At 61.9% G+C, this 20,616-nt stretch carries 23 protein-coding genes; 10 read left to right on the forward strand and 13 right to left on the reverse strand.

Annotation, left to right across the window (positions count from 1 at the left end):
- Nucleotides 1-8 precede the first annotated feature (8 nt).
- From RAE19_RS10820 to RAE19_RS10835, 4 genes are all read left to right on the forward strand, one after another.
- Nucleotides 9-1,226: a benzoate/H(+) symporter BenE family transporter gene (locus tag RAE19_RS10820; RefSeq protein ID WP_313874893.1), complete on the forward strand. Its 1,218-nt coding sequence runs from the start codon at nucleotides 9-11 to the stop codon at nucleotides 1,224-1,226.
- A 53-nt stretch (nucleotides 1,227-1,279) separates the two neighbouring features.
- Nucleotides 1,280-2,251, forward strand: a complete 972-nt coding sequence (gshB, locus tag RAE19_RS10825) for a glutathione synthase (protein WP_313874894.1) — start codon at nucleotides 1,280-1,282, stop codon at nucleotides 2,249-2,251.
- Nucleotides 2,252-2,278: 27 nt separating this feature from the next.
- The gene (locus RAE19_RS10830; RefSeq protein ID WP_313874895.1) at nucleotides 2,279-2,746 is read left to right on the forward strand and encodes a VOC family protein; all 468 of its coding nucleotides are present in this window, start codon (nucleotides 2,279-2,281) and stop codon (nucleotides 2,744-2,746) included.
- Nucleotides 2,747-2,903: 157 nt separating this feature from the next.
- Nucleotides 2,904-3,482 (forward strand): PKD domain-containing protein, encoded by a 579-nt coding sequence (locus tag RAE19_RS10835; RefSeq protein ID WP_313874896.1) that lies wholly within the window; start codon nucleotides 2,904-2,906, stop codon nucleotides 3,480-3,482.
- A gap of 54 nt (nucleotides 3,483-3,536) precedes the next feature.
- On the opposite strand, the gene RAE19_RS10840 is transcribed toward RAE19_RS10835, so the two are convergent.
- Complete coding sequence (locus RAE19_RS10840; RefSeq protein WP_313874897.1) at nucleotides 3,537-4,427, reverse strand: class II glutamine amidotransferase; 891 nt, start codon at nucleotides 4,425-4,427, stop codon at nucleotides 3,537-3,539.
- Nucleotides 4,428-4,455: 28 nt separating this feature from the next.
- Nucleotides 4,456-4,647 carry a 4-oxalocrotonate tautomerase gene (locus RAE19_RS10845; RefSeq protein ID WP_087496029.1) on the reverse strand — a complete coding sequence of 64 codons (192 nt, stop codon included), beginning with the start codon at nucleotides 4,645-4,647 and terminating at the stop codon, nucleotides 4,456-4,458.
- A 115-nt stretch (nucleotides 4,648-4,762) separates the two neighbouring features.
- On the opposite strand from RAE19_RS10845, the gene RAE19_RS10850 reads away from it, so the two are divergent.
- The 4 genes from RAE19_RS10850 (at nucleotide 4,763) to RAE19_RS10865 (ending at nucleotide 8,899) form a co-directional block, all read left to right on the forward strand.
- Nucleotides 4,763-6,226 carry a glycosyltransferase family 39 protein gene (locus RAE19_RS10850; RefSeq protein WP_313874898.1) on the forward strand — a complete coding sequence of 488 codons (1,464 nt, stop codon included), beginning with the start codon at nucleotides 4,763-4,765 and terminating at the stop codon, nucleotides 6,224-6,226.
- 5 nt (nucleotides 6,227-6,231) lie between these two features.
- Nucleotides 6,232-7,050 (forward strand): phosphatase PAP2 family protein, encoded by an 819-nt coding sequence (locus tag RAE19_RS10855; protein WP_313874899.1) that lies wholly within the window; start codon nucleotides 6,232-6,234, stop codon nucleotides 7,048-7,050.
- A gap of 275 nt (nucleotides 7,051-7,325) precedes the next feature.
- Nucleotides 7,326-8,285 carry a TerC family protein gene (locus RAE19_RS10860; protein ID WP_313874900.1) on the forward strand — a complete coding sequence of 320 codons (960 nt, stop codon included), beginning with the start codon at nucleotides 7,326-7,328 and terminating at the stop codon, nucleotides 8,283-8,285.
- Nucleotides 8,282-8,899, forward strand: coding sequence for an exopolysaccharide biosynthesis protein (locus tag RAE19_RS10865; protein ID WP_313874901.1), 618 nt, complete (start codon nucleotides 8,282-8,284; stop codon nucleotides 8,897-8,899). The genes RAE19_RS10860 and RAE19_RS10865 overlap by 4 nt, the downstream gene beginning before the upstream one ends.
- A gap of 14 nt (nucleotides 8,900-8,913) precedes the next feature.
- Here the strand turns inward: RAE19_RS10865 and RAE19_RS10870 are convergent, their stop codons facing one another.
- Nucleotides 8,914-9,732: a Rossmann-like and DUF2520 domain-containing protein gene (locus RAE19_RS10870; RefSeq protein ID WP_313874902.1), complete on the reverse strand. Its 819-nt coding sequence runs from the start codon at nucleotides 9,730-9,732 to the stop codon at nucleotides 8,914-8,916.
- 44 nt (nucleotides 9,733-9,776) lie between these two features.
- On the opposite strand from RAE19_RS10870, the gene RAE19_RS10875 reads away from it, so the two are divergent.
- Nucleotides 9,777-10,631: an NAD-dependent epimerase/dehydratase family protein gene (locus RAE19_RS10875; RefSeq protein ID WP_313874903.1), complete on the forward strand. Its 855-nt coding sequence runs from the start codon at nucleotides 9,777-9,779 to the stop codon at nucleotides 10,629-10,631.
- Here the strand turns inward: RAE19_RS10875 and RAE19_RS10880 are convergent.
- The 4 genes from RAE19_RS10880 to RAE19_RS10895 are packed head-to-tail and all read right to left on the reverse strand — an operon-like array spanning nucleotide 10,628 to nucleotide 14,671.
- Entirely contained in the window at nucleotides 10,628-11,308 is a 681-nt protein-coding gene (locus RAE19_RS10880; protein WP_313874904.1) for a phosphatase PAP2 family protein, read from the reverse strand. The genes RAE19_RS10875 and RAE19_RS10880 overlap by 4 nt on opposite strands.
- A complete protein-coding gene (locus tag RAE19_RS10885; protein WP_313874905.1) occupies nucleotides 11,305-12,357 on the reverse strand; it encodes a serine/threonine protein kinase in 1,053 nt (350 codons plus the stop codon). The genes RAE19_RS10880 and RAE19_RS10885 overlap by 4 nt, the downstream gene beginning before the upstream one ends.
- 53 nt (nucleotides 12,358-12,410) lie before the next feature.
- The gene (locus tag RAE19_RS10890) at nucleotides 12,411-13,925 is read right to left on the reverse strand and encodes a serine/threonine protein kinase (protein ID WP_313874906.1); all 1,515 of its coding nucleotides are present in this window, start codon (nucleotides 13,923-13,925) and stop codon (nucleotides 12,411-12,413) included.
- Nucleotides 13,922-14,671 (reverse strand): metallophosphoesterase family protein, encoded by a 750-nt coding sequence (locus RAE19_RS10895; RefSeq protein WP_313874907.1) that lies wholly within the window; start codon nucleotides 14,669-14,671, stop codon nucleotides 13,922-13,924. The genes RAE19_RS10890 and RAE19_RS10895 overlap by 4 nt, the downstream gene beginning before the upstream one ends.
- A gap of 136 nt (nucleotides 14,672-14,807) precedes the next feature.
- On the opposite strand from RAE19_RS10895, the gene RAE19_RS10900 reads away from it, so the two are divergent.
- Nucleotides 14,808-15,233 (forward strand): potassium channel family protein, encoded by a 426-nt coding sequence (locus RAE19_RS10900; protein WP_313874908.1) that lies wholly within the window; start codon nucleotides 14,808-14,810, stop codon nucleotides 15,231-15,233.
- Nucleotides 15,234-15,287: 54 nt separating this feature from the next.
- Here RAE19_RS10900 and RAE19_RS10905 read toward each other — a convergent pair whose 3' ends face one another.
- The 6 genes from RAE19_RS10905 to RAE19_RS10930 form a co-directional block, all read right to left on the reverse strand.
- Nucleotides 15,288-15,716: an organic hydroperoxide resistance protein gene (locus tag RAE19_RS10905; RefSeq protein WP_313874909.1), complete on the reverse strand. Its 429-nt coding sequence runs from the start codon at nucleotides 15,714-15,716 to the stop codon at nucleotides 15,288-15,290.
- Between the two features lie 56 nt (nucleotides 15,717-15,772).
- Complete coding sequence (locus tag RAE19_RS10910) at nucleotides 15,773-16,237, reverse strand: MarR family winged helix-turn-helix transcriptional regulator (RefSeq protein ID WP_313874910.1); 465 nt, start codon at nucleotides 16,235-16,237, stop codon at nucleotides 15,773-15,775.
- Between the two features lie 345 nt (nucleotides 16,238-16,582).
- Nucleotides 16,583-17,098, reverse strand: coding sequence for a hypothetical protein (locus tag RAE19_RS10915; RefSeq protein WP_313874911.1), 516 nt, complete (start codon nucleotides 17,096-17,098; stop codon nucleotides 16,583-16,585).
- A 236-nt stretch (nucleotides 17,099-17,334) separates the two neighbouring features.
- Nucleotides 17,335-18,162, reverse strand: a complete 828-nt coding sequence (locus RAE19_RS10920) for an ABC transporter permease (RefSeq protein ID WP_313874912.1) — start codon at nucleotides 18,160-18,162, stop codon at nucleotides 17,335-17,337.
- Between the two features lies 1 nt (nucleotide 18,163).
- Entirely contained in the window at nucleotides 18,164-19,096 is a 933-nt protein-coding gene (locus tag RAE19_RS10925; RefSeq protein WP_313874913.1) for an ATP-binding cassette domain-containing protein, read from the reverse strand.
- Entirely contained in the window at nucleotides 19,096-20,589 is a 1,494-nt protein-coding gene (locus tag RAE19_RS10930; RefSeq protein WP_313874914.1) for an AMP nucleosidase, read from the reverse strand. Before RAE19_RS10930 ends, RAE19_RS10925 begins: the two co-directional genes overlap by 1 nt.
- Nucleotides 20,590-20,616: the final 27 nt, after the last annotated feature.

The following is a 20,616-nucleotide window of genomic DNA, read 5'->3' on the forward strand; positions in this document are numbered from 1 at the left end:
ATCTGCCCATGCATTTTTTCAAAGACCTAAGTCTCTCGGCCTTCACGGCCGGTTTTGTGGCAGTATTGGTGGGCTTTACGAGTTCGGTGGCGATCGTGTTCCAGGCAGCGCTGGCGCTGGGCGCCACGCCGGACATGGTGGCCTCATGGATGTGGGCCTTGGGCATCGGCATGGGGTTGTGCACCTTGTTGCCCTCCCTTTGGCTCAGGAAGCCGGTGATGGTGGCCTGGAGCACTCCGGGTGCCGCGGTGCTGGCGACCGCTGCGACCGCCGGCGGATTCACCATGGCGGACGGCGTAGGCGCTTTTATCCTGTGTGCCGTCTTGATCACGGTGGCAGGCGCGACCGGTTGGTTCGAACGGGTGATGAACAAGATCCCTTTGTCGCTGGCTTCTGCATTGTTGGCCGGGGTGTTGGCGCGGTTTGGTTTGCAGGGTTTTGCCGCGGCGCAAACTGCCCTGCCTCTGGTGGGCTTGATGTTGGTGACTTACCTGGCGGGCAAGCGCTGGGCTCCGCGCTATGCCGTGCCGCTCACGCTGCTGATTGCTATTGTTTTTGTAGCTGCTCGCGCTGAATTCATCAGCACGGACATTCATTTTGGCTTCACTATGCCGGTGTTTGTGGCGCCGGCGTTTTCGCTCGCGGCCTTCATCAGCATGTCGCTGCCGCTTTTTGTGGTGACCATGGCGTCGCAAAATCTACCGGGGGTGGCGGCGATTCAGGCGGCGGGCTTTGCAGACCGCCGAGCACAAGGGGGCGACGCTGGTATCCCCGTGTCCAAGGTCATTACCCTTACGGGCGCAATGACGCTGGTGCTGGCTCCGTTTGGTGCATTCGCACTGAATCTCAGCGCCATTACAGCTGCCATTTGCATGGGGCCAGAGGCACATGCCCGGCCCGAACGGCGCTACACCGCTGCTGCGTCTTGCGGGGCTATTTATCTGGTGATTGGCCTCTTTGGCGCCGCCATTACCGGCGTGCTCACGGCCTTTCCCAAAGAGCTGGTGGCGGCCATTGCCGGGCTGGCGTTGCTGGGCACCATTGGTGGCGCCTTGCACACGGCGGTGCAAGACGAGCGGAACCGCGAGGCGGCCCTGATTACTTTTCTGGTCACCCTGAGCGGGGTGGTAATAGCCGGCGTCGGCTCCGCCTTTTGGGGTGTGGTGGCAGGCGTGTTGGCGCTTTTGGTGCAACATACCGGTCGCGTGCCCTCAAGCAAGGCTTGACGGGCTCCGTTGCCTCCTTGGGGCAGCACCCTTATTTTTTGCAAAGAGACAGCATGCACATTCTTTTCGTGGCCGATCCGCTGGAATCCTTCAAGATTTACAAAGACACCACCTTTTCCATGATGCGCGAGGCCCAGAAGCGCGGCCACCGCATCAGCGCCTGCGAGCCCAAAGACATCATGTGGCAGCGCGGCGGCATGGTCACCGCCTATGTGCGGGATATCACCCTGACCGGTGAGTCCGATGTCTGGTTCACCGCAGCCCAGAGCAAGCCGGACGAACGCCCGCAGGCCATCAAAGATTTCGACTGTGTGGTGATGCGCAAAGACCCGCCGTTTGATAGCGAGTTTTTTTATGCCACCCACCTCTTGGAGCAAGCCGAGCGCGAGGGTGCCAAGGTGTTCAACAAGCCGCGGGCTTTGCGGGATCATCCCGAGAAGCTGGCGATTCTCGAGTTCCCCCAGTTCATTGGTCCGACGTTGGTGACACGGGATGCTGAGGATGTGCGGCGCTTTCATGCCGAGCATCGCGACATCATTTTGAAGCCGCTCGACGGCATGGGCGGCATGGGGATCTTCCGCGTCAAAGACGATGGCTTGAACCTCGGCGGCATCATCGAGACCCTCAACAAAGACGGTGCCCAGACCCTGATGGTGCAGAAGTTTTTGCCCGCCATCAGTGAAGGTGACAAGCGGGTGCTTGTCATCGGCGGCAAGCCTGTACCGTTTTGCCTTGCGCGCATTCCCCAAGGGGGTGAGGTGCGCGGCAATCTGGCTGCAGGGGGCAAAGGGGTGGCTCAGCCGCTCTCCGACAGCGACCGTGCGGTGGCAGAAGCCTTGGGGCCCATCTTGGCCGCACGTGGCTTGCTTTTGGTGGGTTTGGACATCATTGGTGACAGCCTGACCGAAATCAACGTCACCAGCCCGACCTGCTTCCAGGAGATCACCGACCAAACAGGCTTCAATGTGCCGGTGATGTTTATCGACGCGCTGGAAGCGGCGGTGGCGGCTCACCCCGGCGTTTGAGCCTATTCCTTTTTTTGAAAGGTCTGTATGTCTGAATCTACTGCGGTGGTGATGCCGGTGCCTGCTACCAACCCGGCGCCTTTGTCGCCTTTTCATCTGGCTTTTCCGGTGCACGATCTCGCGGCCGCCCGCCGGTTTTATGGCGAGACACTGGGCTGCCCCGAGGGCCGCAGTTCCCCGGATTGGATCGACTTCAATTTCTATGGGCATCAGATCGTGGCCCACCTTTCACCTGGCGAATGCGGCAGTGCGGCCCGCAGCGCGGTCGATGGCCATGGCGTGCCGGTGCGCCATTTCGGTATTGTGTTGCCCATGGCGGATTGGGAGGCCATGGCATCCCGCCTGCAAGCGCAAGGCACGGAGTTCGTGATTGAGCCCTACATCCGGTTCAAAGGCGAGCCGGGTGAACAGGCAACCATGTTCTTCTTGGACCCCTCGGGTAACGCGATTGAAGTGAAAGCGTTTTCGGACATCGGCCGTTTGTTTGCCAAATAAGTCCGCATTGGGGGCTGACATAGTTCACAGATAGCCGGTTTCGCTGCAAAAGCGGCCAATCAGCCCCTAGCGCTATGGGCGAGCTAGTCACACAATGGCTGCTGTAGCGCGCTGGCCAACCGGGTGCAGCGGCTCGCAATTCTTTGGAGACCGCCCCATGACATCACGTACTCTCGCTTCCATCCTGACTGCCGCAAGCCTCTTGCTCGCCGGCGCTGCCCAAGCCCAGCTCCTTGGCACGATCACGGCGTCGTCCACCAACGTCAAAGTGGGCGAGCCCGTGACCATCACGGCCAACATTGATGTGATCAACGCCAACTACTGCGGATTCGTGGTGGGCTTTGGTGATGGCACCTTCAAGGACGCCGTCAGTAACGTCAGCACCCCTGTGCCCTTGGTGATCACCCGCACCTTTGACAAGCCGGGCTCCTACCATGTCACGCTGGGCGGCAAGAACGTCCAGAACCACCCTAATTGCGGCGGCCCAGAGCGGGCGGTCGACATCACCGTCACCGGGGTTGCAAAAGCCGCCGCGCCCGTGGCGTCCGCTGCTGTGAAAGCTGCAGAGGTCTGCGAAAAGCCTTGGAAGCTGTCCGGCAAACTCAACGCCAAAACCGGTACCTTCACCTGCGCGGCCAAGGCCGGGACCGCATTCCCCGCCGTGAAGCCGGTGTGTAGCGGCGACTTGAGCTATTTTGAGAACAGCAAAAAAGGCCAGTACGGCTGCAAGCCTTAAGTGCGACGCGGGTGCGGCCCTATGGCCATTCACCCGCAGCAGGTCGTGTGATCGTTAATTCGCAGCAGGGGCTGCCAGGGCTGCGGCTTTGGCAGCCTCTTCTGCTTGTCGCTGGGCCGCAGCCGCAGCCGCAGCGGCCGTCAGGGTGGTTTTGCACACAGCGCGCATAACCGGCCGGCCTTCAACAAAGGCTTGCAACTCACCCGACTCCATGGCCACCCAAGCCTCATTGGTCGTCAAGGGTTCGGTCACCACGATCACCTGGCGGTCCTCGGGGCCGTTGAGGTCAGACAAATCGACCGTCACATCCTCATCCTTGAGCTGTACTTCTGGGAACGGGTGTTGCCGGGACACGTAACACAGCTTAGTGCTGGCATGGGCCCACAGCGCCTGACCGTTGCTGAGCAAAAAGTTGAAGGTCCCGTGCCGCGCGATTTGGGGCACCAACTCCGACAGGGTGTTGGTTAACTCCTCGACCGAGGGCACCGTGACATGCGATTTGTTGAGCTCTTGGAGCAGCCAGCAGAATGCCAGTTCGCTGTCGGTGCTGCCGACCGGCTTGAAGCTGCCGTGCAAGGGCGGTTGGAATTCTTTCAGGTCGCCATTGTGGGCAAACACCCAGTAGCGGCCCCAGAGTTCCCGTGTGAAGGGGTGGCAGTTCTCGAGGGTCACCGCACCGACGGTGGCTTTGCGCACATGCGCCACCACGTTGTGGCTTTTGATCGGGTAGGACTTGAGCATCTTCGCAATCGGCGAGGTTGCTGCACTTTCCTTGTCCACAAATTGCCGGGCTGCTTTGCCGGGCAGATTGCCTTCGCTTTCAAAGAAAGCGATGCCCCAGCCATCGGAATGGTGGTCTGTGCAGCCGCCCCGTTGCGAAAACCCGGTGAAGCTCAGGGTCAGGCTGGCCGGCAAGCGGCTGTTCATTCCTAGCAATTGACACATGGAAACAGTTTACTCCGCAGGATGGGGTTCACGTGCGTGGTTCAGACCACAGTTTGCCGCCGGTCGACCAGTTTTCGCGCTTCACCTCGGTGATGATGATGTCCACCGCCTCCGGCGAGCAACCCAGCGTTTCCGCGGTGACCCGCGTCACTTCTTCCACCAGCTTTTTCTTTTGCTCGGGGGAGCGACCTTCAAACATTTCAACGTGGTAGGTGGGCATGGTGTTCTTTCAAAGGGGATAAGGCGCGCAGATTAGACTGCGGGATTCTTATTTTCCTCCGACTCGTCCTTTGCAATTTTTGTTCCCTCCTTCCAGGCATTGGATCGCCCATCGGGTGTTGTGGCTGGTTTTTTTGCTGCACGCCGTGTGGGGTGCGGTGCTGGGCCTGTCGGTCGATGAGGCGCATTACCTCTTGTATGCCGCCCATCCGGCGCTCAGTTACTTCGACCATCCCCCATTGGTGGGCTGGGTGCAAATGCCCTTGGTGGCGTTGAATGCCCCCGTTGCGGTGTTGCGCCTGGTGCCCGGCCTGTGCTGGCTGTTAACCGTCTGGGGTGTACACCGGCTGACTTTGCGGATGTGGGCAGGACATGCCAAGTCGAACCAAGCGGCCTTGGCTGCGGTTATGGCCTTGGCGCTGGCGCCTTTGTTGCATGTGCTGGGTATTGGCTTGCTGCCCGACACCCTGCTGATGCTGTTGACAGTTGCTCTGATGCACCAGACCTGGACCCTGATGCAGCCCGGTGCCATGCACCGCAGCGCACCGTGGTGGGTGATGGGTGGTTTGCTAGGGCTGGCAGGTCTGGCCAAATACACGGCGGTTTTCACGGCGGTGGCCATTGCGCTGTGTCTTGTGCGAGCCCATGGCTGGCGGCTGTTTCGTGTGCCGGCCTTGTGGGGCGGCATGGCCCTCGCGGCCCTGCTGATCAGCCCGGTCTTGGTGTGGAACGCCCAGAACGGCTGGATATCGTTTGCCTACCAGCTGGCGCATGGCAAAGGCAGCGTGTGGCAGGCCGTGCATGTGCTGCGCTTTTTGCTCACCCAAGCGGTGGTGTTTGGGCCTTTGTGGTGGTGGGCCGTGGTCGGGTGGCACAGCGCTCCGCAGGCCATGCGGAGCCTGGTGGGCCTGTTCGCTGTTCCCTTCGTGATCTTTGCCTACATGGCAGGAGGTGGCACTGCGCTGCCGCATTGGACAGCGCCTGCCTGGGTCGCGCTGACCCCGTTCGCAGGCATGGGGCTGGCACTGGCTTGGCAAGGGCGCATGCGCGCGGTGCTGAAAGGTCTGGGCGTGCTGCAGGCGGTGGTGTGCCTGGCCTTGCTGGGCCTGATGGGCAGTGCCGGTTGGCCGCTGGTGCCCCGGAGTGACGCCGCGGTGGCGCCCCAACCCAATCCTTTTGCAGACCTGCATGGCTGGGACGAGGCCGGCGCCCGCGCCAGCGCTTTGGCTGCTCAGCACGGGCTCTCGCGGGTGGCGGTGCAAAACTGGACATTGGCGAGCCGCCTGGGTTGGTACGCGCGGCCACTGCCCGTGTTTGTGCTGGAGGAGGGCGATTCGCAATTCCAGCTGTGGTCCGGTCCGTTGCCCGCAGGCGAAGGTGCGTTGCTGGTGGACTGGTCGCATATGGCCTACGACCCGCCGGTGGGAGCGCAGGGGTTTGCCACTTGCCAATTGCTCGAAAGCCTGCCGGTGCAGCACATCGGCATGCCATTGGCCCGCTTCCGTTTTTACGATTGCCGCGGCTGGGCAGGCGCCACACCGCAGCCGCGCCTTACACTCGCGCCCATTTCCCGGAACTGAACGCCATGTTGTCCACCTCCACAAGCCCTCACGCTCTGGCCAGCCCGGTCGCCCCCCACAGCTGGTGGTGGCCTTTGGTCATTTTTGTACTCGGCACGCCCCTGTGGTTGCAGACCTGGGAGCCCGCCCTGTTTGTGGCGATCAACCAGTGGTGTGCGCCCCTGGCGGCAGAGTTCTGGACCGGACTCTCTTTGTTGGGCAATGGCTGGGGTTTGCTGGCGGTCACGGCGCCTTTGTTGGTGCTCGCTCCGCGTTTGATGTTGGCCTGGCTGTGCGCCGCGCCATTTGCGGTCTTGTTTGCCCGCACCGGCAAGTTCCTGATTGAGAGCCCGCGCCCGGCCGCAGTGGTCGATAACGCGCAGATGCGGGTGGTCGGCGAGTTGCTGCACAACGTGTCCATGCCCTCCGGGCACACGCTCACCGCTTTCGCGGTGGCCTCCGGCATTTACTACGCACTGACCCCGGTGCAGCGCCGGCAGTTCGGCTGGGTGCTGATGGTGCTGGCGGCCGGCGCAGGTTTGTCGCGCATTGCGGTGGGTGCCCATTGGCCCGGGGATGTGGTCGTGGGGACCAGCTTGGGCCTGTTGTCCGGTTTGTTGGGGCACCAAGTGTGGATACGCCTGTCCGAGCGGCAGTTCGCGCCCAACGCCAAGGGCATCCAGGTGGCCGCCGTCTTGGTGGCGCTCTCGGTCTACCACCTGGTGACGGAAGAGTTGGATTTCGCTGAAAACCATGTGCACCAACAGGTGCTGACGGTGGTGGCCGTGCTCAGCTTGTTGGGGTATGTGCGATTGGTTTGGCGGACCATGTTTCAAGCCAAATAGCCTTCTGGCGCTCTAATTGATTGCGCTGGTAGCTATTGATTTGATAGCATTCTGAGGCCCGGAATGCCCTGAGTGCTTGCGGGGATTACTTTGTCTCTGCCATCATCCGCACACCTTTAGGGGAGTAGCATTCCCGGCGCGCAGGTGCCGGGGTTGCATGTTTCGTCAGTACGTCGCGGGTGGTTCATTGCCCCGGCCGGAACATGCAGAGGCGCCACATGGCGCTCTCCCGCAAGACCTACAGGGAATGTTTCAACCATTTCGAGGTCTTGCACATGCAAACAATCGCACCGCTGTGGCTATGGGCCACGTTCATTGGCATCGTACTGGTGTCACTCTTCGTCGACTTCGTTGTCCTCAAAAAGCAGGGCGCCCATGACATCGGCGTCAAAGAGGCGCTTAATTGGTCCCTGATCTGGATCGCCTTGAGCTTCTTGTTCAACGGCTTGTTCTGGTGGGCTGTCAAAGACACCACCGGCTCGACTGAGATCGCCAACACCAAGTCGCTGGAGTTCCTGACCGGCTACCTCATCGAGAAATCGCTGGCGGTGGACAACATCTTTGTGTTCCTGCTGATCTTCACCTACTTCGCGGTGCCTACGCACTACCAGAAGCGGGTGCTGATGATCGGCATCATTGGTGCCATCGTGTTGCGCACCATCATGATTCTGGTAGGCGGCTGGTTGTTGGCTGAGTTCCACTGGATCTTGTATGTGTTCGGCGCTTTCCTGATCCTCACCGGCGTGAAGATGTGGTGGGCTGCAGGCCAGGAACCTAGCCTGGATGACAACCCCGCCCTGAAGCTGCTGCGCAAGATCCTGCCCGTGAGCAAGAACTACGACGGCGAAAAATTCTGGACCGTAGAAAACGGCAAGAAGATCGCAACGCCTTTGTTCATGGTGATCTGCTTGGTGGCCCTGACCGACGTGATTTTTGCGGTGGACTCGATTCCTGCGATCTTCGCGATCACCAGCGACCCTTTCATTGTCTTGACCAGCAACGTGTTTGCGATTCTGGGTCTGCGTGCGATGTACTTCCTGCTGGCAGCTGTCGCTAACAAGTTCCACCTGTTGAACTACGGCTTGGCTGTGATCCTGGTGTTCATTGGTACCAAGATGTGCTTGATCGATATCTACAAGATTCCGGTGGGCGTGTCCTTGGGCGTGGTGATCGGTATCCTGGCTGCCACCATGTGGTTGAGCGTGCGCACCAGCAAGAACGAAAACCACGCATGAGCGTTCACCACACGCAGGCCGAACGGCTGCGGGCTGCAGCCACCGCGCTGCAGGACCAGCCGCTGAGCCTGCAGCAACTGTTCCGGCTGCATGGCCGGGCAGGGCCGGGGGCCTTGCTGGTGGTGCTCGCAGTTCCCTGCCTCTTGCCCGTGCCCGGCGCGGGCATGTTGCTTTCCATGGGGATGGTGATGGTGGCTTGGATGATCTGGCGCTATTACCCCCGCCTGGTCATGCCCCGCAAGGTGGGCCGCTTCCAGTTGTCGCCGTCCATGGCGCGTCGTGCGCTCAACACCTTGGCGTGGCTCTATGAAAAAGCCTCCCGGGTCATGCGGACCCGGCAGCGTTGGTGGCTACAGCCCGGTCACCGTGTCTGGCTTGCGCCCTTTGTGGCGGCCATGGCGCTGATCATTTTTTTGCCGATTCCGTTCGGCAATGTCGTGCCGGCAGCGGCCCTGTTGCTTATCGGCTTGGGGCTGGTGTTTGAAGACGGCTTGGCCATGCTCTCAGGTGTCGTTCTGGGCGTGGTTTTGTTGGCAGTCCTGGCCGCTCTGGCCGGAGGGGCTGCCCACTGGGCGCCTGAGCTTTGGGCCGCCTGGCCTCTGCGCCCGCAGTAAAACGCTGCGGAATTTCAATGCCCTGCCAGCCGCAGCGCCAATGCGCTGAGGGCCTGGTAGGCGTCGCCACTAGGCACATCCCATGCTTTCACCACCGCGGCCTGCCGCTCGATGGCGGCCCCATCGCCGCGCGCAGCAGGGCCTGTGAGCGCACCGGCCGGACCCAGCCGGGTGATGTTGTCCACCGCATTGCGTAACAAGGTCGCACGCAGGTGCGGCAGCAAGTGGGCGGGTACACCAGTGCGGGTCCAGGCAGCTTCTGCGACCGACTGGATCACTGGCAGAAAGTTGGTCGCAAACACTGCCGCCGCGTGATAGAGCACTTTGTCCTCGCTAGCCACACCAAACGTCTGCGCGCCAATCGCATCGAATGCCGAGCGCAAAGTGTCGCAAGCGGAGGTGTCACCTTCCAGCCCACACGCCGTGCCCGCGAACTGCTGCACCGCCAACCCGACATCTGCAAAACTCAAGATGCAATGCGCGCTGGCCGTGCGCCAACCCGCGTCGGCCAAGGGCTGCAAGCTGCCGGCATTCTGGGCGCCGCTGCAATGAAAGACGATGGGGGCAGCGGTTCCGGACGGTTGCGTGGCGGCGAGCGCGCTGGCGACTTCGGCGATCCGCGCATCCTGCACCGCCACCATCCACACATCGGCCGGACGCATGGCCTGCATGGTGGCTACCGCCGTGCCCGCGCCCATGGCGGAGCACGCGGCTTGTGCACTCGCCAAGCTGCTGGTCAACACATCTTGAATCTCGAACACGCCATGCCGTGTCCACAAGGTGGCCAATGTGCGGCCCACACGGCCGGCACCTATCAGGTTCAGGGTTGTCACGCGCGCTTCACTCCGGGAACGGTGGGCGCCGCTACCATGGCGCCATGAAAAAAATTCTGGTTACAGGCGGCACCGGGGCCGTCGGCAAATACATTGTGGACGATCTGGTGCAGCACGGGTACACCGTGGGGGTGCTCGATTTGGCAGCCCCTGCTCGCAATGATGTGGCGCACCATGCCGTTGACGTATTGCAGCTCGATGCGGTGCTGCAAGCCATGGCCGGTTATGACGCGGTCATGCATGTGGCGGGCATTCCGCACCCGCTCAATGACCCGGCCAAACGGGTGTTTGATGTGAATGTGAACGGCACCTTCAATGTGCTCGAAGCCGCTGCCCAGCATGGCCTTGCCAAGGTGGTGTTCACCTCCAGCGAATCGACCATGGGTTTTGCCTTTGCGGCGCACCGGCTGGCGCCCCTGTACATCCCAGTGGACGAGGCCCACCCGGCCCGCCCGCAGGACCCCTACGGCCTGAGCAAAGTGGTGAGTGAGCAAATCTGCAAAACCTATTCCGATCGCTTTGGGCTGCGCACCGTGTGCCTGCGCATGCCGTGGGTCTGGCTGCCGGACGATGCCCAGCGCCCGTTTTACCGCTCGCTGGTGGCGGAGTACCCCAACTGGTACAAAAACTTGTGGACCTTTGTGGATGCCCGCGATGTGGCTATTGCACACCGCTTGGCGCTCGAAGTCGAGCTGGAGCAGCAGCACGAAGCCTTTTTCATCACCGGCCCGCACAACTGGACCGGCCGCGATGGCCGCGCCTTGATGGCCGAGTTCTGGCCCGAAGTAACGCAGTTCGCGGCTGAATTTACCGGCGCCGAGCCCTTGATTTCTCATGCCAAGGCCGCCCGCCTGCTGGGCTATGCACCGCGGTATGGCGTGACTGACGTACTCGCTTAATGGGCACCGGCCGGCACAGCCGGGGCCAAGGTGGCAGGTGCTGGTGCCGCTTGATGCAACTGGTGCCGGCGAAACGGTTGGACCTTGCCCGAGAGCCAGAGCGCAATCCGGACCTCCATCGCATGGGTCGGCAGGTACGTGGCGGTGCTGGTGTTCAAGGCCAGCACCAGCAGGCAGGGCGCCCACCGGGAAGCCGGGTGCCGCAAAGGCACCTGCCCCAAACGCCGCACCACCGGCACACTGACCGCCAACCCGAGCAGCCAGGCGGCCACGACCTCACTCACACTGTGCGCGCCGACCACGACCCGCGAAACGCCCACCAGCAGGGCCAGCGCGGCACCCAGCGGAGCGCCGAGTTCGCGCCCCCACCGGCCGGGCAAACCCCGTAGCAACAAGGGCAATATGGCCGCGGCCAGCAGGCCATGGCCGCTCACGCCGGTGAAGTCGATCGCGGCGATGCCGATGCCCCAGCCATAAAACAGGCACTTGCTGGTCACGGTGAGTGCCACCGCAGCCGTCATGGCCACCACATAGTGGCGGGCAGCGGCCTGTGCGCCACTGCGCCACAGCCCGAATGCCACCAACACAAACGCCGGCAACAGCAGGCTGGACGAGCCGAAGTGGGTCACGGTCCACCAGACCGGCGCAATCGGGGTGTTGCTCAAGGCCTCGCTCATACGATCAGGGGGTTGTCGCTCATGGCCTCGATCTGGTCCTCCAGCATCTGGATCTGGCCTTTCCAGTAATCGCTGCTGCCAAACCACGGGAAGTTCACCGGGAAAATCGGGTCGCTCCAGCGCCGCGCCAGCCAGGCGCTGTAGTGAATCAGGCGCAGCGTGCGCAGGGGCTCAATCAGGGCCAGCTCTAGGCGATCGAACTCGCGGAATTGCTCGTAGCCATCGACCAGCATGCCGAGCTGCCGGGTTTGCTGCTGCCGGTCGCCGCTGAGCAGCATCCACAGGTCTTGCACTGCCGGGCCGGTGCGCGCGTCGTCCAAGTCCACAAAATGCGGGCCGGGACCGGCGCTGGCCGCGGCATCGGTCGGCGTCCAGAGAATGTTGCCGGGGTGGCAGTCGCCATGCAGGCGCAGCTGGCGTATACCGCTGGAATTGGTCTTGTTTTGGCCTGTAGCGCCCGCCATATCTGCGCGAGTAGCTATCAAATCAATAGCTTCCTGGCAGCGCTTGCTCCAGAGGGTCTGCACATCCAGTGGCACGCAGTCGTGCGCGAGCAGCCACTGCATCGGCTCCACCGCAAAGGTCTGGACATCCAGTGCGGGGCGCTGCACAAACGGGCGGCGCGCGCCTACGGTGTGGATACGCGCCAGAAAGCGGCCGATCCACTCCAGCACTTCACCATCGTCAAGTTCAGGTGGGCGGCCGCCGCGGCGCGGGCTCACGCTGAAGCTGAAATCCTGAAACCGGTGCAGGGTCTGGCCGTTCAGTACCAAAGGGCCGACGGCCGGAATCTCGGCCGCCATCAGCTCGGCGGCAAAGTCGTGCTCTTCCTGAATTTGTGCATCGCTCCAACGCTCGGGGCGGTAGAACTTGGCCACCACCGGCGCGCCGTCTTCGAGCTGGACCTGGTAAACCCGGTTTTCGTACGACGAGAGGGCGGTGAGCCGCCCGTCGCCACGCAAGCCCACGCTCTCCAGCGCGTCGAGCACCACGTCCGGGGTCAGGGTTTCAAAGGGATGGGCGGCGCCGGGCGCGGTGGGGGAGTTCATGCGGGCATTGTCCCCCGCTTTGCCGCCCGGGCGTGGTGCTCCCGGCAGTCCGTTCAGCCTAGCGGGCCGAGGTCGTCGCCGTAGCCGGAGAGGCCTCCCGACTCGGCGTCGGAGTCTGAGTAGCCCGCTGACGCGGTGGTGCGTACGTCTGCACCCAAGTGCTCGAAAGGCAAGGCCTGCTTGACCAGAATCAGGGTGCAGGGCGCCTCCATTGCCACCTTGATCGGCACCGTGGCGACAAAGCGTTGGGTCTTGAGCCCGTGGGTGGCCGCCCCCATGACGATCACGCTCACCTGGTTGCCCCGCGCATAGTCCAGCAGGGCCTGTGCCACGTCGCTGCTCTCGAGGACATGGCACGACATCTGGTGGCCGGGGTGGTCCAGCGGCTGGGCCCATTGGCGCAGCGCACTCAGGTAGCGCCGGTGCACATGGGTTTCGCTCTTGCTGTCGTCCGAGGCGCTGGTCTGGCTGCCGGAGATGACGGTCACACACGCCAGCCGTGCGCCCGGCCGGGTGCCCAGTGATCTGGCGACCGCCTGGCGCAGGCTGTAGAGGGTGGCGTCACTCGCATCTTTGTGCGGCACGGCCACCATGACGATGGGGACTTCTTCGAGCTGTTGGGCCGGCAAGGGGCTGGGCTGGTAGTGCATGCCCGCTGCCTTGATCCATCGCTTGAAATGGGTGCGAAACGGGGTGCCTTGGATGTTGGTGCCGCGCTGGGTGACATGCACCTGGGTCGGGTGTGCCAGGTCAAAGGCCAGATGCGCGGCCGACGGGTAGCGCTTGGCGGCCTCCGGCTCCAGGCAGCGCAAGACCACCTCTTGCAACCAGGCAGGCACTTCCGGGCGGCGCTTGCGTGGCGGCACCGGGTCCATCCACAAGCGCTGGCGCAGGCCGGCCTGGGTCAGCGGCTCCCCAAAGGGCAATTCTGCGGTGCAGAGCTGGTAGAGCATGACACCGATGGCGAATACATCGCTGCGCGGGTCGCCCCGCACGCCAACCACCTGCTCGGGGGCAATCCACGCCGGCGAGCCCACCGCTTTGCGCAATTGCTCGGCCAGCAGATCCGGAAAGTGCGCGTGGCAAGAGAGCCCGAAGTCCAGCAGCACTGCGCTGCCGTCCTCGCGGATCAGCACATTGGCGGGTTTGAGGTCGAGATGCACCGTGTTTTGCTGGTGCAGTGCATGGGCGGCGCGGGCTACGGCTGCGCCCAGACGCGTGATGTCGGCCACATCTAGTTGTGGGCCATCCAGCCAGTGCTGCAGGGTGCGCCCCTGCACGTATTCCATGACCAGATAGGGCACGTGCACCAGATCGCCAGCGGCTACAAACCGGGGGGTATGCGGGCCGCTCAGGGCTTGCATGATCTGGCACTCCACCTCGAAGCTGACGATGTTCTCCGCCCCGTCGCCCGCGGTCATGCGGGGGACCTTCATGGCCATGTCAAAGCCGGGCCCCGGCCGCCCGTCGGCATACACGACCCGGTAAATATGGGCCATGCCGCCGGAGTGGATGCAAGCTTCAATACGGAAGCCGTCCAGCACCTCGCCCGGTTCGAGTAGTTTCATCGGCCTTGCTCCAGGCGCTGGGCGAAGAAATCCGGCAGGCCCGCTGCGCGGATGGCCGTGGCCGCCGCGAAATGGTCATACGGCACCCGGTAAAAGGTCAGCTGTTGGCGCTCGGTGTCGAGGAGGGTGTACATGGCTTCAGGCTTGCCGTCGCGCGGCTGGCCGACCGAGCCCACGGTGCTCAGCCAGTGCCGGTGTTTGGGCACCGGTACGGCCACACCAGCCTGCGGGGTGAACTTCATCAGCCCGCTGGTGCCCCGGTAGTACAGGCTTTGCAAATGCACATGGCCGCCGAACACATAGCGCACATCGGGTAGCGCGCCGGCAGCGTTCAGGCTCTCGGTGGCACTGCGCTCATCGTACACATAGCGCCAGAGTTCCGGGGCGTCCACACTGGCGTGTACGAGCAGCACCGTGTCCATGTGGTGGGTCAGGGGCAGGGCGGCGATCCATTCCCGTTGGCTGCTGCTGAGTTGCCGGTGCGTCCAGTCGGCGGTGCTGTCGCCGATGGTTTTGGGTACTGCAGGGGGTGCGACCGCCATGGCGTCATGGTTGCCCTTGAGCACGATGGCGCCTTCTTCGGTGAGCAGCATGATGCGCTGCACCACCTCTGCCGGCTGTGCGCCGTAACCCACCATGTCCCCCAAGAATGCAAATCGCTGTGCTTTTTGCGCGCGTGCATGGGCCAGGCAGGCTTCCAATGCCTGCAGGTTGCCGTGTATGTCGGACAACAAAGCCAATCTCATCGCGTCTCCATCGTTGTTATTCGGGTGATCTGCGCATCATGCTCCGCCGGGCTGACACCAAGTTTGCAGACGCAGGGGCTTGCACCGATTGATGCAGGTCAAAGTCTGCCGCTCCGGGCACTCTTACAGTGCTTGCATGCGCAAAGTCAAACTCCACAAACTCGTGATCGGCCGCCGGGGTCTGGCGTATTCGCTGGGGCTGTGCATGTTGATTTTGGGCATCGGGGGCCTGGGCTTCTGGGTGCTGGAGCCACGCGCAGAAACCTATAGCGACGGCTTGTGGCTGGCTTTCACGACGGCGGCGACCGTGGGCTATGGCGATATTGTGCCCAGCACACACGCTTCACGCTTTTTTGCGGTGCTGGTGGTACTCATGGGGCTGGCGGTGCTGTCGCTGGTGACCGCGTCGGTAGCGGCCATGCTGGTGGAGGTGGAAGAGCGCGCGGTGGACAGTGAGTTGCTGCGCGAAATCCATGCCCTGCGCCTGGAGGTGCGGCACTTGCGCGAGGAGGTGCATGCACAGCAAACTGCAAGCGGCAAAGAAAAAGCCGACGCGCCCTGAGGCGTGCCGGCTTGTGGGGCCTGCGGCGCCGGAGCACCGCAGGGCAGATCGCGATTAAACGATCGTGATGCTCACTTCGATGTTGCCGCGTGTCGCGTTGGAGTAGGGGCAGACTTCGTGGGCTTTGGCCACCAAGGCTTCCGCAGCAGCGCGGTCCATGCCGGGGATGCTGACTTCCAGGGCGACTTCAATGCCGAAGCCTTGGGGGATCTGGCCGATGCCTACCGATGCGTTGATGCTGGTGTCCGCAGGCAGGGCTATCTTCTGGGTGCCGGCCACAAACTTCATGGCGCCAATGAAGCAAGCGCTGTAGCCGGAAGCAAACAGCTGCTCAGGGTTCACACCGCCGCCAGCGCCACCCATTTCTTTCGGCACTGCCAGCTTCAGGTCCAACAGGCTGTCGGAAGTGCGTGTGGTGCCGTCACGGCCGCCAGTGGAGGTGGCGTGGGCGGTGTAGATGACTTTTTCGATCTTGTTGACCATGGTGCTTCTTTCATAAAAGCTGCGTCAGCAGCGGTTGGGGGTAATCGTGAAGGGGTTTAACCGTGTGAGCCGGTCAGCCGGTCACGCAGGGTTTGAACTTGTCCAGTGAGAGCCATGAGCTCCGGCACGGGGCAGCCGCTGGCGGCCACGACACAAGCCGGGATGCTGATGGCCTTGGCTTTCAGGGCGCGGCCTTCGGGGCTTACAAACACTTCCACACGGCGCTCGTCTTGGGCACTGCGCTGACGGCGCAACAGGCCGCTGGCCTCCATGCGCTTTAGCAAGGGCGTGAGCGTTCCGGAGTCAAGGAACAGGCGCTCGCCCAAGGCAGAAACGCTCAGACCATCGGTCTCCCACAGCACCAGCATGACCAGGTATTGCGGGTATGTCAGCTGCAGGGCGTCCAGCAAGGGCTTGTACAGCTTGGTCATGGCCAGCGATGCGGAGTACAGCGCAAAGCACAACTGGTTGTCCAGCCGCAGGGCGGCGTCATTGGCAGGGAGGGTGCGTTTGCTGGGCATGGGTTGAATTGTAGTTGGCAATTAAATTGTGTGCAATTTAATGGTGAAAGCCATGATCGGTTTGGGGCGATGGGTAAGGATGGGCCTGTGGGGGGGCAAAAAGGTGTATTCGCATGCAGCATTGATGCTATCTATTTGATAGCTGCTTGCGCTTTCACTACGGGCGCTGGAGGGTACTTATGAAGAGAAGTGCCCCGGCCACAAGCTAGGGACGGCATCTGGCGCAAAGATGGTTCCAGATTGAATGCAGAAATTCGTTGCGTTCAGAAGCAGTTGTAATGTCGAAGTTCAAGGACATGCGGAGGCGGGCGAAGCCCGCTGTAGCGCGTCCCCTGGAACGCGGTGTTATGCATTACGTTTCATCTTTAGCATGTACCCGATTGCGGCACTGCATGCACCGAAAAAGATGGCCGTGAATAAGCCCATAACTATTTGACTGGGAGAAGTGGCGACGCTCGCGATGAAAATGCCAGCCAAAACAAACAAAGTGGAGCACGTGAAGAGAAGCCACAAAGTTACCTTGTTGTGACCTGCCGCTGAGCTTGTGTAGCCCTCTTTGAGGGTTAGTTTGTCTTCGCTGTAAGGGTACTCGGAAACCAGCGATTTTGAGCCGAAGTAAAACCAGGCACCAAAGATTGGAATAAGAAGGAAAGACCAAGCCCATCCTACGACTACGCCAACAACAATCATTGTTGGTAGAGACACTTTGTAGTAACGACTAAGAAAAGCACGAACTTTTGTTTCAGTCGGTTCGTCTGGAATAACTCGACCCCTACCAAGAACTCCCCAAGGGAAAAATACCGTATTGCCTTTTTGGTCTTTTTTGAAGCTTGCGTTGGTTAAGCCTTGAAAATATCCCATTATTTCCTCCTTAATGCATAACGTAATTTATGCCGCAAAGCGCTGCGGGATAAAGTGGCAGTGTGGTCTAGCAAAATCGGCATTCACTCATATCCAGCGTGCGCAAGTTGCTATCATAAATATAGCAACAAGCCCCGCGGTTTGCCAAACTAGCTTTGGCGTTCCAGTAAGGCGCTGAATATCCCCATTCGGGTGAATTTCTGAACTTCGGCTTCCGCTGTCAACCAGACACCTCATCATTTGGCAAACCGCTTCCGCGTAAGCGCCAACGCCACCCAAAACGACACCACAGCATAGGCCGCCAGTACCGCCAGATGCCGCACCGCATCCGCAGGCCACTGATCCATGAACAGCGGTCGCACTAAGGCCACCGCGTTGGACAAGGGCAACCAGTCGGCGACGACCCGCACCGCAGATGGCAATTGATCCAAGGGAAAAAACACACCACTCAAAAACATCATGGGCGTGAGGAACAGCGTGAAGTAGTAGGTGAAAAAGTCGTAGCCCTTGGCCAGCGCATTGAAGATCAGCGCAATGCAACTAAATGTAATGCCCACCCCCAGCAATATGGGCCAGGCCACCAGCAGCTTGGGACTGTGGCTGATACCGAGCACCAACATCACACCCAAGATGGCCGTCACAGTGAACAGCGACTTGAAAGCCGCCCACAGCATTTCGGCCAGTACCACGTTGTCCAGGCTCACGGGGGCGTTCATGATGCCGTCCCAGGTCTTTTGCACATGCATGCGGCTGAAGGCGGAGTACAAAGCCTCAAACGAGGCAGACTGCATGGCGCTCATGCAAATCGAGCCGCTGGCCAGAAACAGGATGTAGGGCACTTGCTGCCCGTTCACCGTGATCTGCCCGACCAGCGCACCCATGCCGTAGCCGAAGGCGACCAGCCACATCAGCGGCTCGGCAATATTGCCCACCAGGCTGGGGATGGCCAGCTTGCGCCAGACCAGCAGGTTGCGCAAAAACACCGGCCAGAAGCGCATGGATAGCTCGGGCGTGCGCCAGATGCTCTGGGGTTTGAGAAGGCGGGCAGTTGTGGGGGTGCTCATATCAGGCGTCCTCCCGGATCTGGCGTCCGGTCAATTTCAAAAACAGGTCTTCCAGGTTGGCCGGGCGGTGCAGGGTGCGCAACTGCGGATAAGCGACCAACGCCTGCAGCAACTGGGCGGAGTCCTGGGTGTAGAAGAAGACGGTTTCGCCGCTCACCTCCACCCGCGCAGCCAAACTACGCAAGGGGCTGTCTAGCAGCGCGTGGGCGCCAACGCCGAACACCTCTACCACATCAGGCTCTAGGTGGGCGGCAATCAGGTCGCGCGGGGTGCCTTCGGCAATCTTTTTGCCATGGTCCAGCACCAGCAGGCGGTTGCACAGGCGCTCGGCCTCGTCCATGAAGTGGGTGGTCAGCAGGATCGACTTGCCTTGCTGTAGCAGCACCTGCAAGCGCTCCCACATGAGGTGGCGGGCCTGCGGGTCCAAGCCGGTGGTGGGCTCGTCGAGCAGCAGCAGCTTGGGGTCGTTCACCAGTGCGCGGGCCAAGCTCAGGCGGCGGCGCATGCCGCCGGACAGTTCGCCGGGTTTGGCGTTGGCCTTGTGGGTCAGAGCCGCAAACTCCAGCAGCTGCGGAATCCGGGCCTTGATGGCAGCGTCCTTCATGCCAAAGTAGCGGCCATAAACCAGCAGGTTCTCGGCGCAAGTGAAGTCCGGGTCCAGGGTATCGAACTGGGTCACCACGCCCAGTTGCGCTTTGATGGCCATCGCCTCATGGGGCATCTGCAAACCCATCGCAGTGATCGTGCCCCCATCGGGCAGGGTGTGGCCCAAGCACATGCGGATGGTGGTGGTTTTGCCGGCACCGTTGGGGCCGATCACACCCAGGCACTCGCCCGGTGCGATGCTGAAGCTCAGGTCTTTGACGACCTCGGCATCGCCATAGCGCTTGTAGAGGCGGTCGACCTCGAAAAAAGTGGAGTTCGGTGTTGTCATTATTGAAATGCCACTTCCGCAAAACTGCGCAGCTTGCGGCTGTGCAACTGGTCTATACCTTGTGAGCGCAGCAGTTCTAGCGCGCGGATGCCGATGCGTAAATGCTGATCTACCCGCTCCCGGTAGAAGTGGTTGGCCATACCGGGCAGCTTGATTTCGCCGTGCAACGGCTTGTCGCTCACGCACAGCAAGGTGCCATAGGGCACCCGAAAGCGGAAGCCGTTGGCAGCAATCGTGGCGCTCTCCATGTCCAGCGCCACCGCGCGGCTTTGGCTGAAGCGGCGCTGGGGCTGGTTGTCGGGCAGCAGCTCCCAGTTGCGGTTGTCGGTGCTGGCCACGGTGCCGGTGCGCATGATGCTCTTGAGTGCGCTGCCGCTGACCTGCGTCACATCGGCCACGGCTTGCTCCAATGCCACCTGGATCTCCGCGAGGGCTGGAATCGGCACCCACAGCGGCAGCTCTTCGTCCAGCACATGGTCTTCGCGCACATAGCCATGGGCCAGCACATAGTCGCCCAGCTGCTGGCTGTTGCGCAGGCCGGCGCAGTGGCCCAGCATGATCCACGCATGCGGCCGCAGCACGGCAATATGGTCGGTGATGTTTTTGGCGTTGGCCGGACCCACGCCGATGTTCACCATGGTGATGCCCGCGTTGTCGGCCCGGACCAGATGGTAGCCGGGCATTTGAGGCAGGCGGGGGGGCTCTTTGCCCAGTGCGTCTGCGGCCTCTGCCGGCAGACCGACCCGGCGGGTGACCATGTTGCCGGGCTCCACAAAAGCGATGTATTCGCTGTCCGGGTCCTGCATGGCTTTGCGGCCCAGCGCGATGAACTCGTCGATGTAGAACTGGTAGTTGGTGAAAAGCACAAAGTTCTGGAAGTGCTCCGGGCCGGTGCCGGTGTAGTGGCGCAAGCGGTGCAGCGAATAGTCCATGCGCGGCGCGGTGAACAGCGACAGCGGCAGGGGCTCGCCCGGGCGGGGCTGGTAGGTGCCGTTGGCAATGCCGTCGTCCATGGCGGCGAGGTCGGGCAGGTCGAACACATCGCGCATCAGGGTGCGGCGCTCGGCGCTCATCTGGCCTTCCACATGGTCATGCTCTGCAAACGAAAAGTGCACCGGAATCGGCTGGTTGCTGGTGGCCACCTCAATTTCACCGCCGTGGTTTTGCAGCAGCAAGCGGAACTGCTCAAGGTAGTAGCGGTGGTACAGGTCAGGCCGCGTGAGCGTGGTCTCAAAACGGCCGGGGCCTGCCACAAAGCCGTAGCTCAGGCAAGCAATGTCGGCCGCCGCCTTGCGCGACACGGTGTCGGTGTGGATGCGCACCAGCGGGTAGCAGGCGCGCACATGGCCACCCAGATCCTCGCCGGCCACAAATCGTTGCATCGCTTGGCGCAGATGGGCGATGCTTTGGTCGTAAATGGCGTGAACCTGCGCCAGCGCAGCGGCGGCGTCGGTGAATCGGGCGGGTGCGATGAAAGAGGGATGGCTGGTCATGCGCCCATTGTGCCGCCGTATTTTTGC

Source organism: Rhodoferax potami (genome assembly GCF_032193805.1).
GTDB classification, from domain to species: domain Bacteria; phylum Pseudomonadota; class Gammaproteobacteria; order Burkholderiales; family Burkholderiaceae_C; genus Allorhodoferax; species Allorhodoferax potami_A.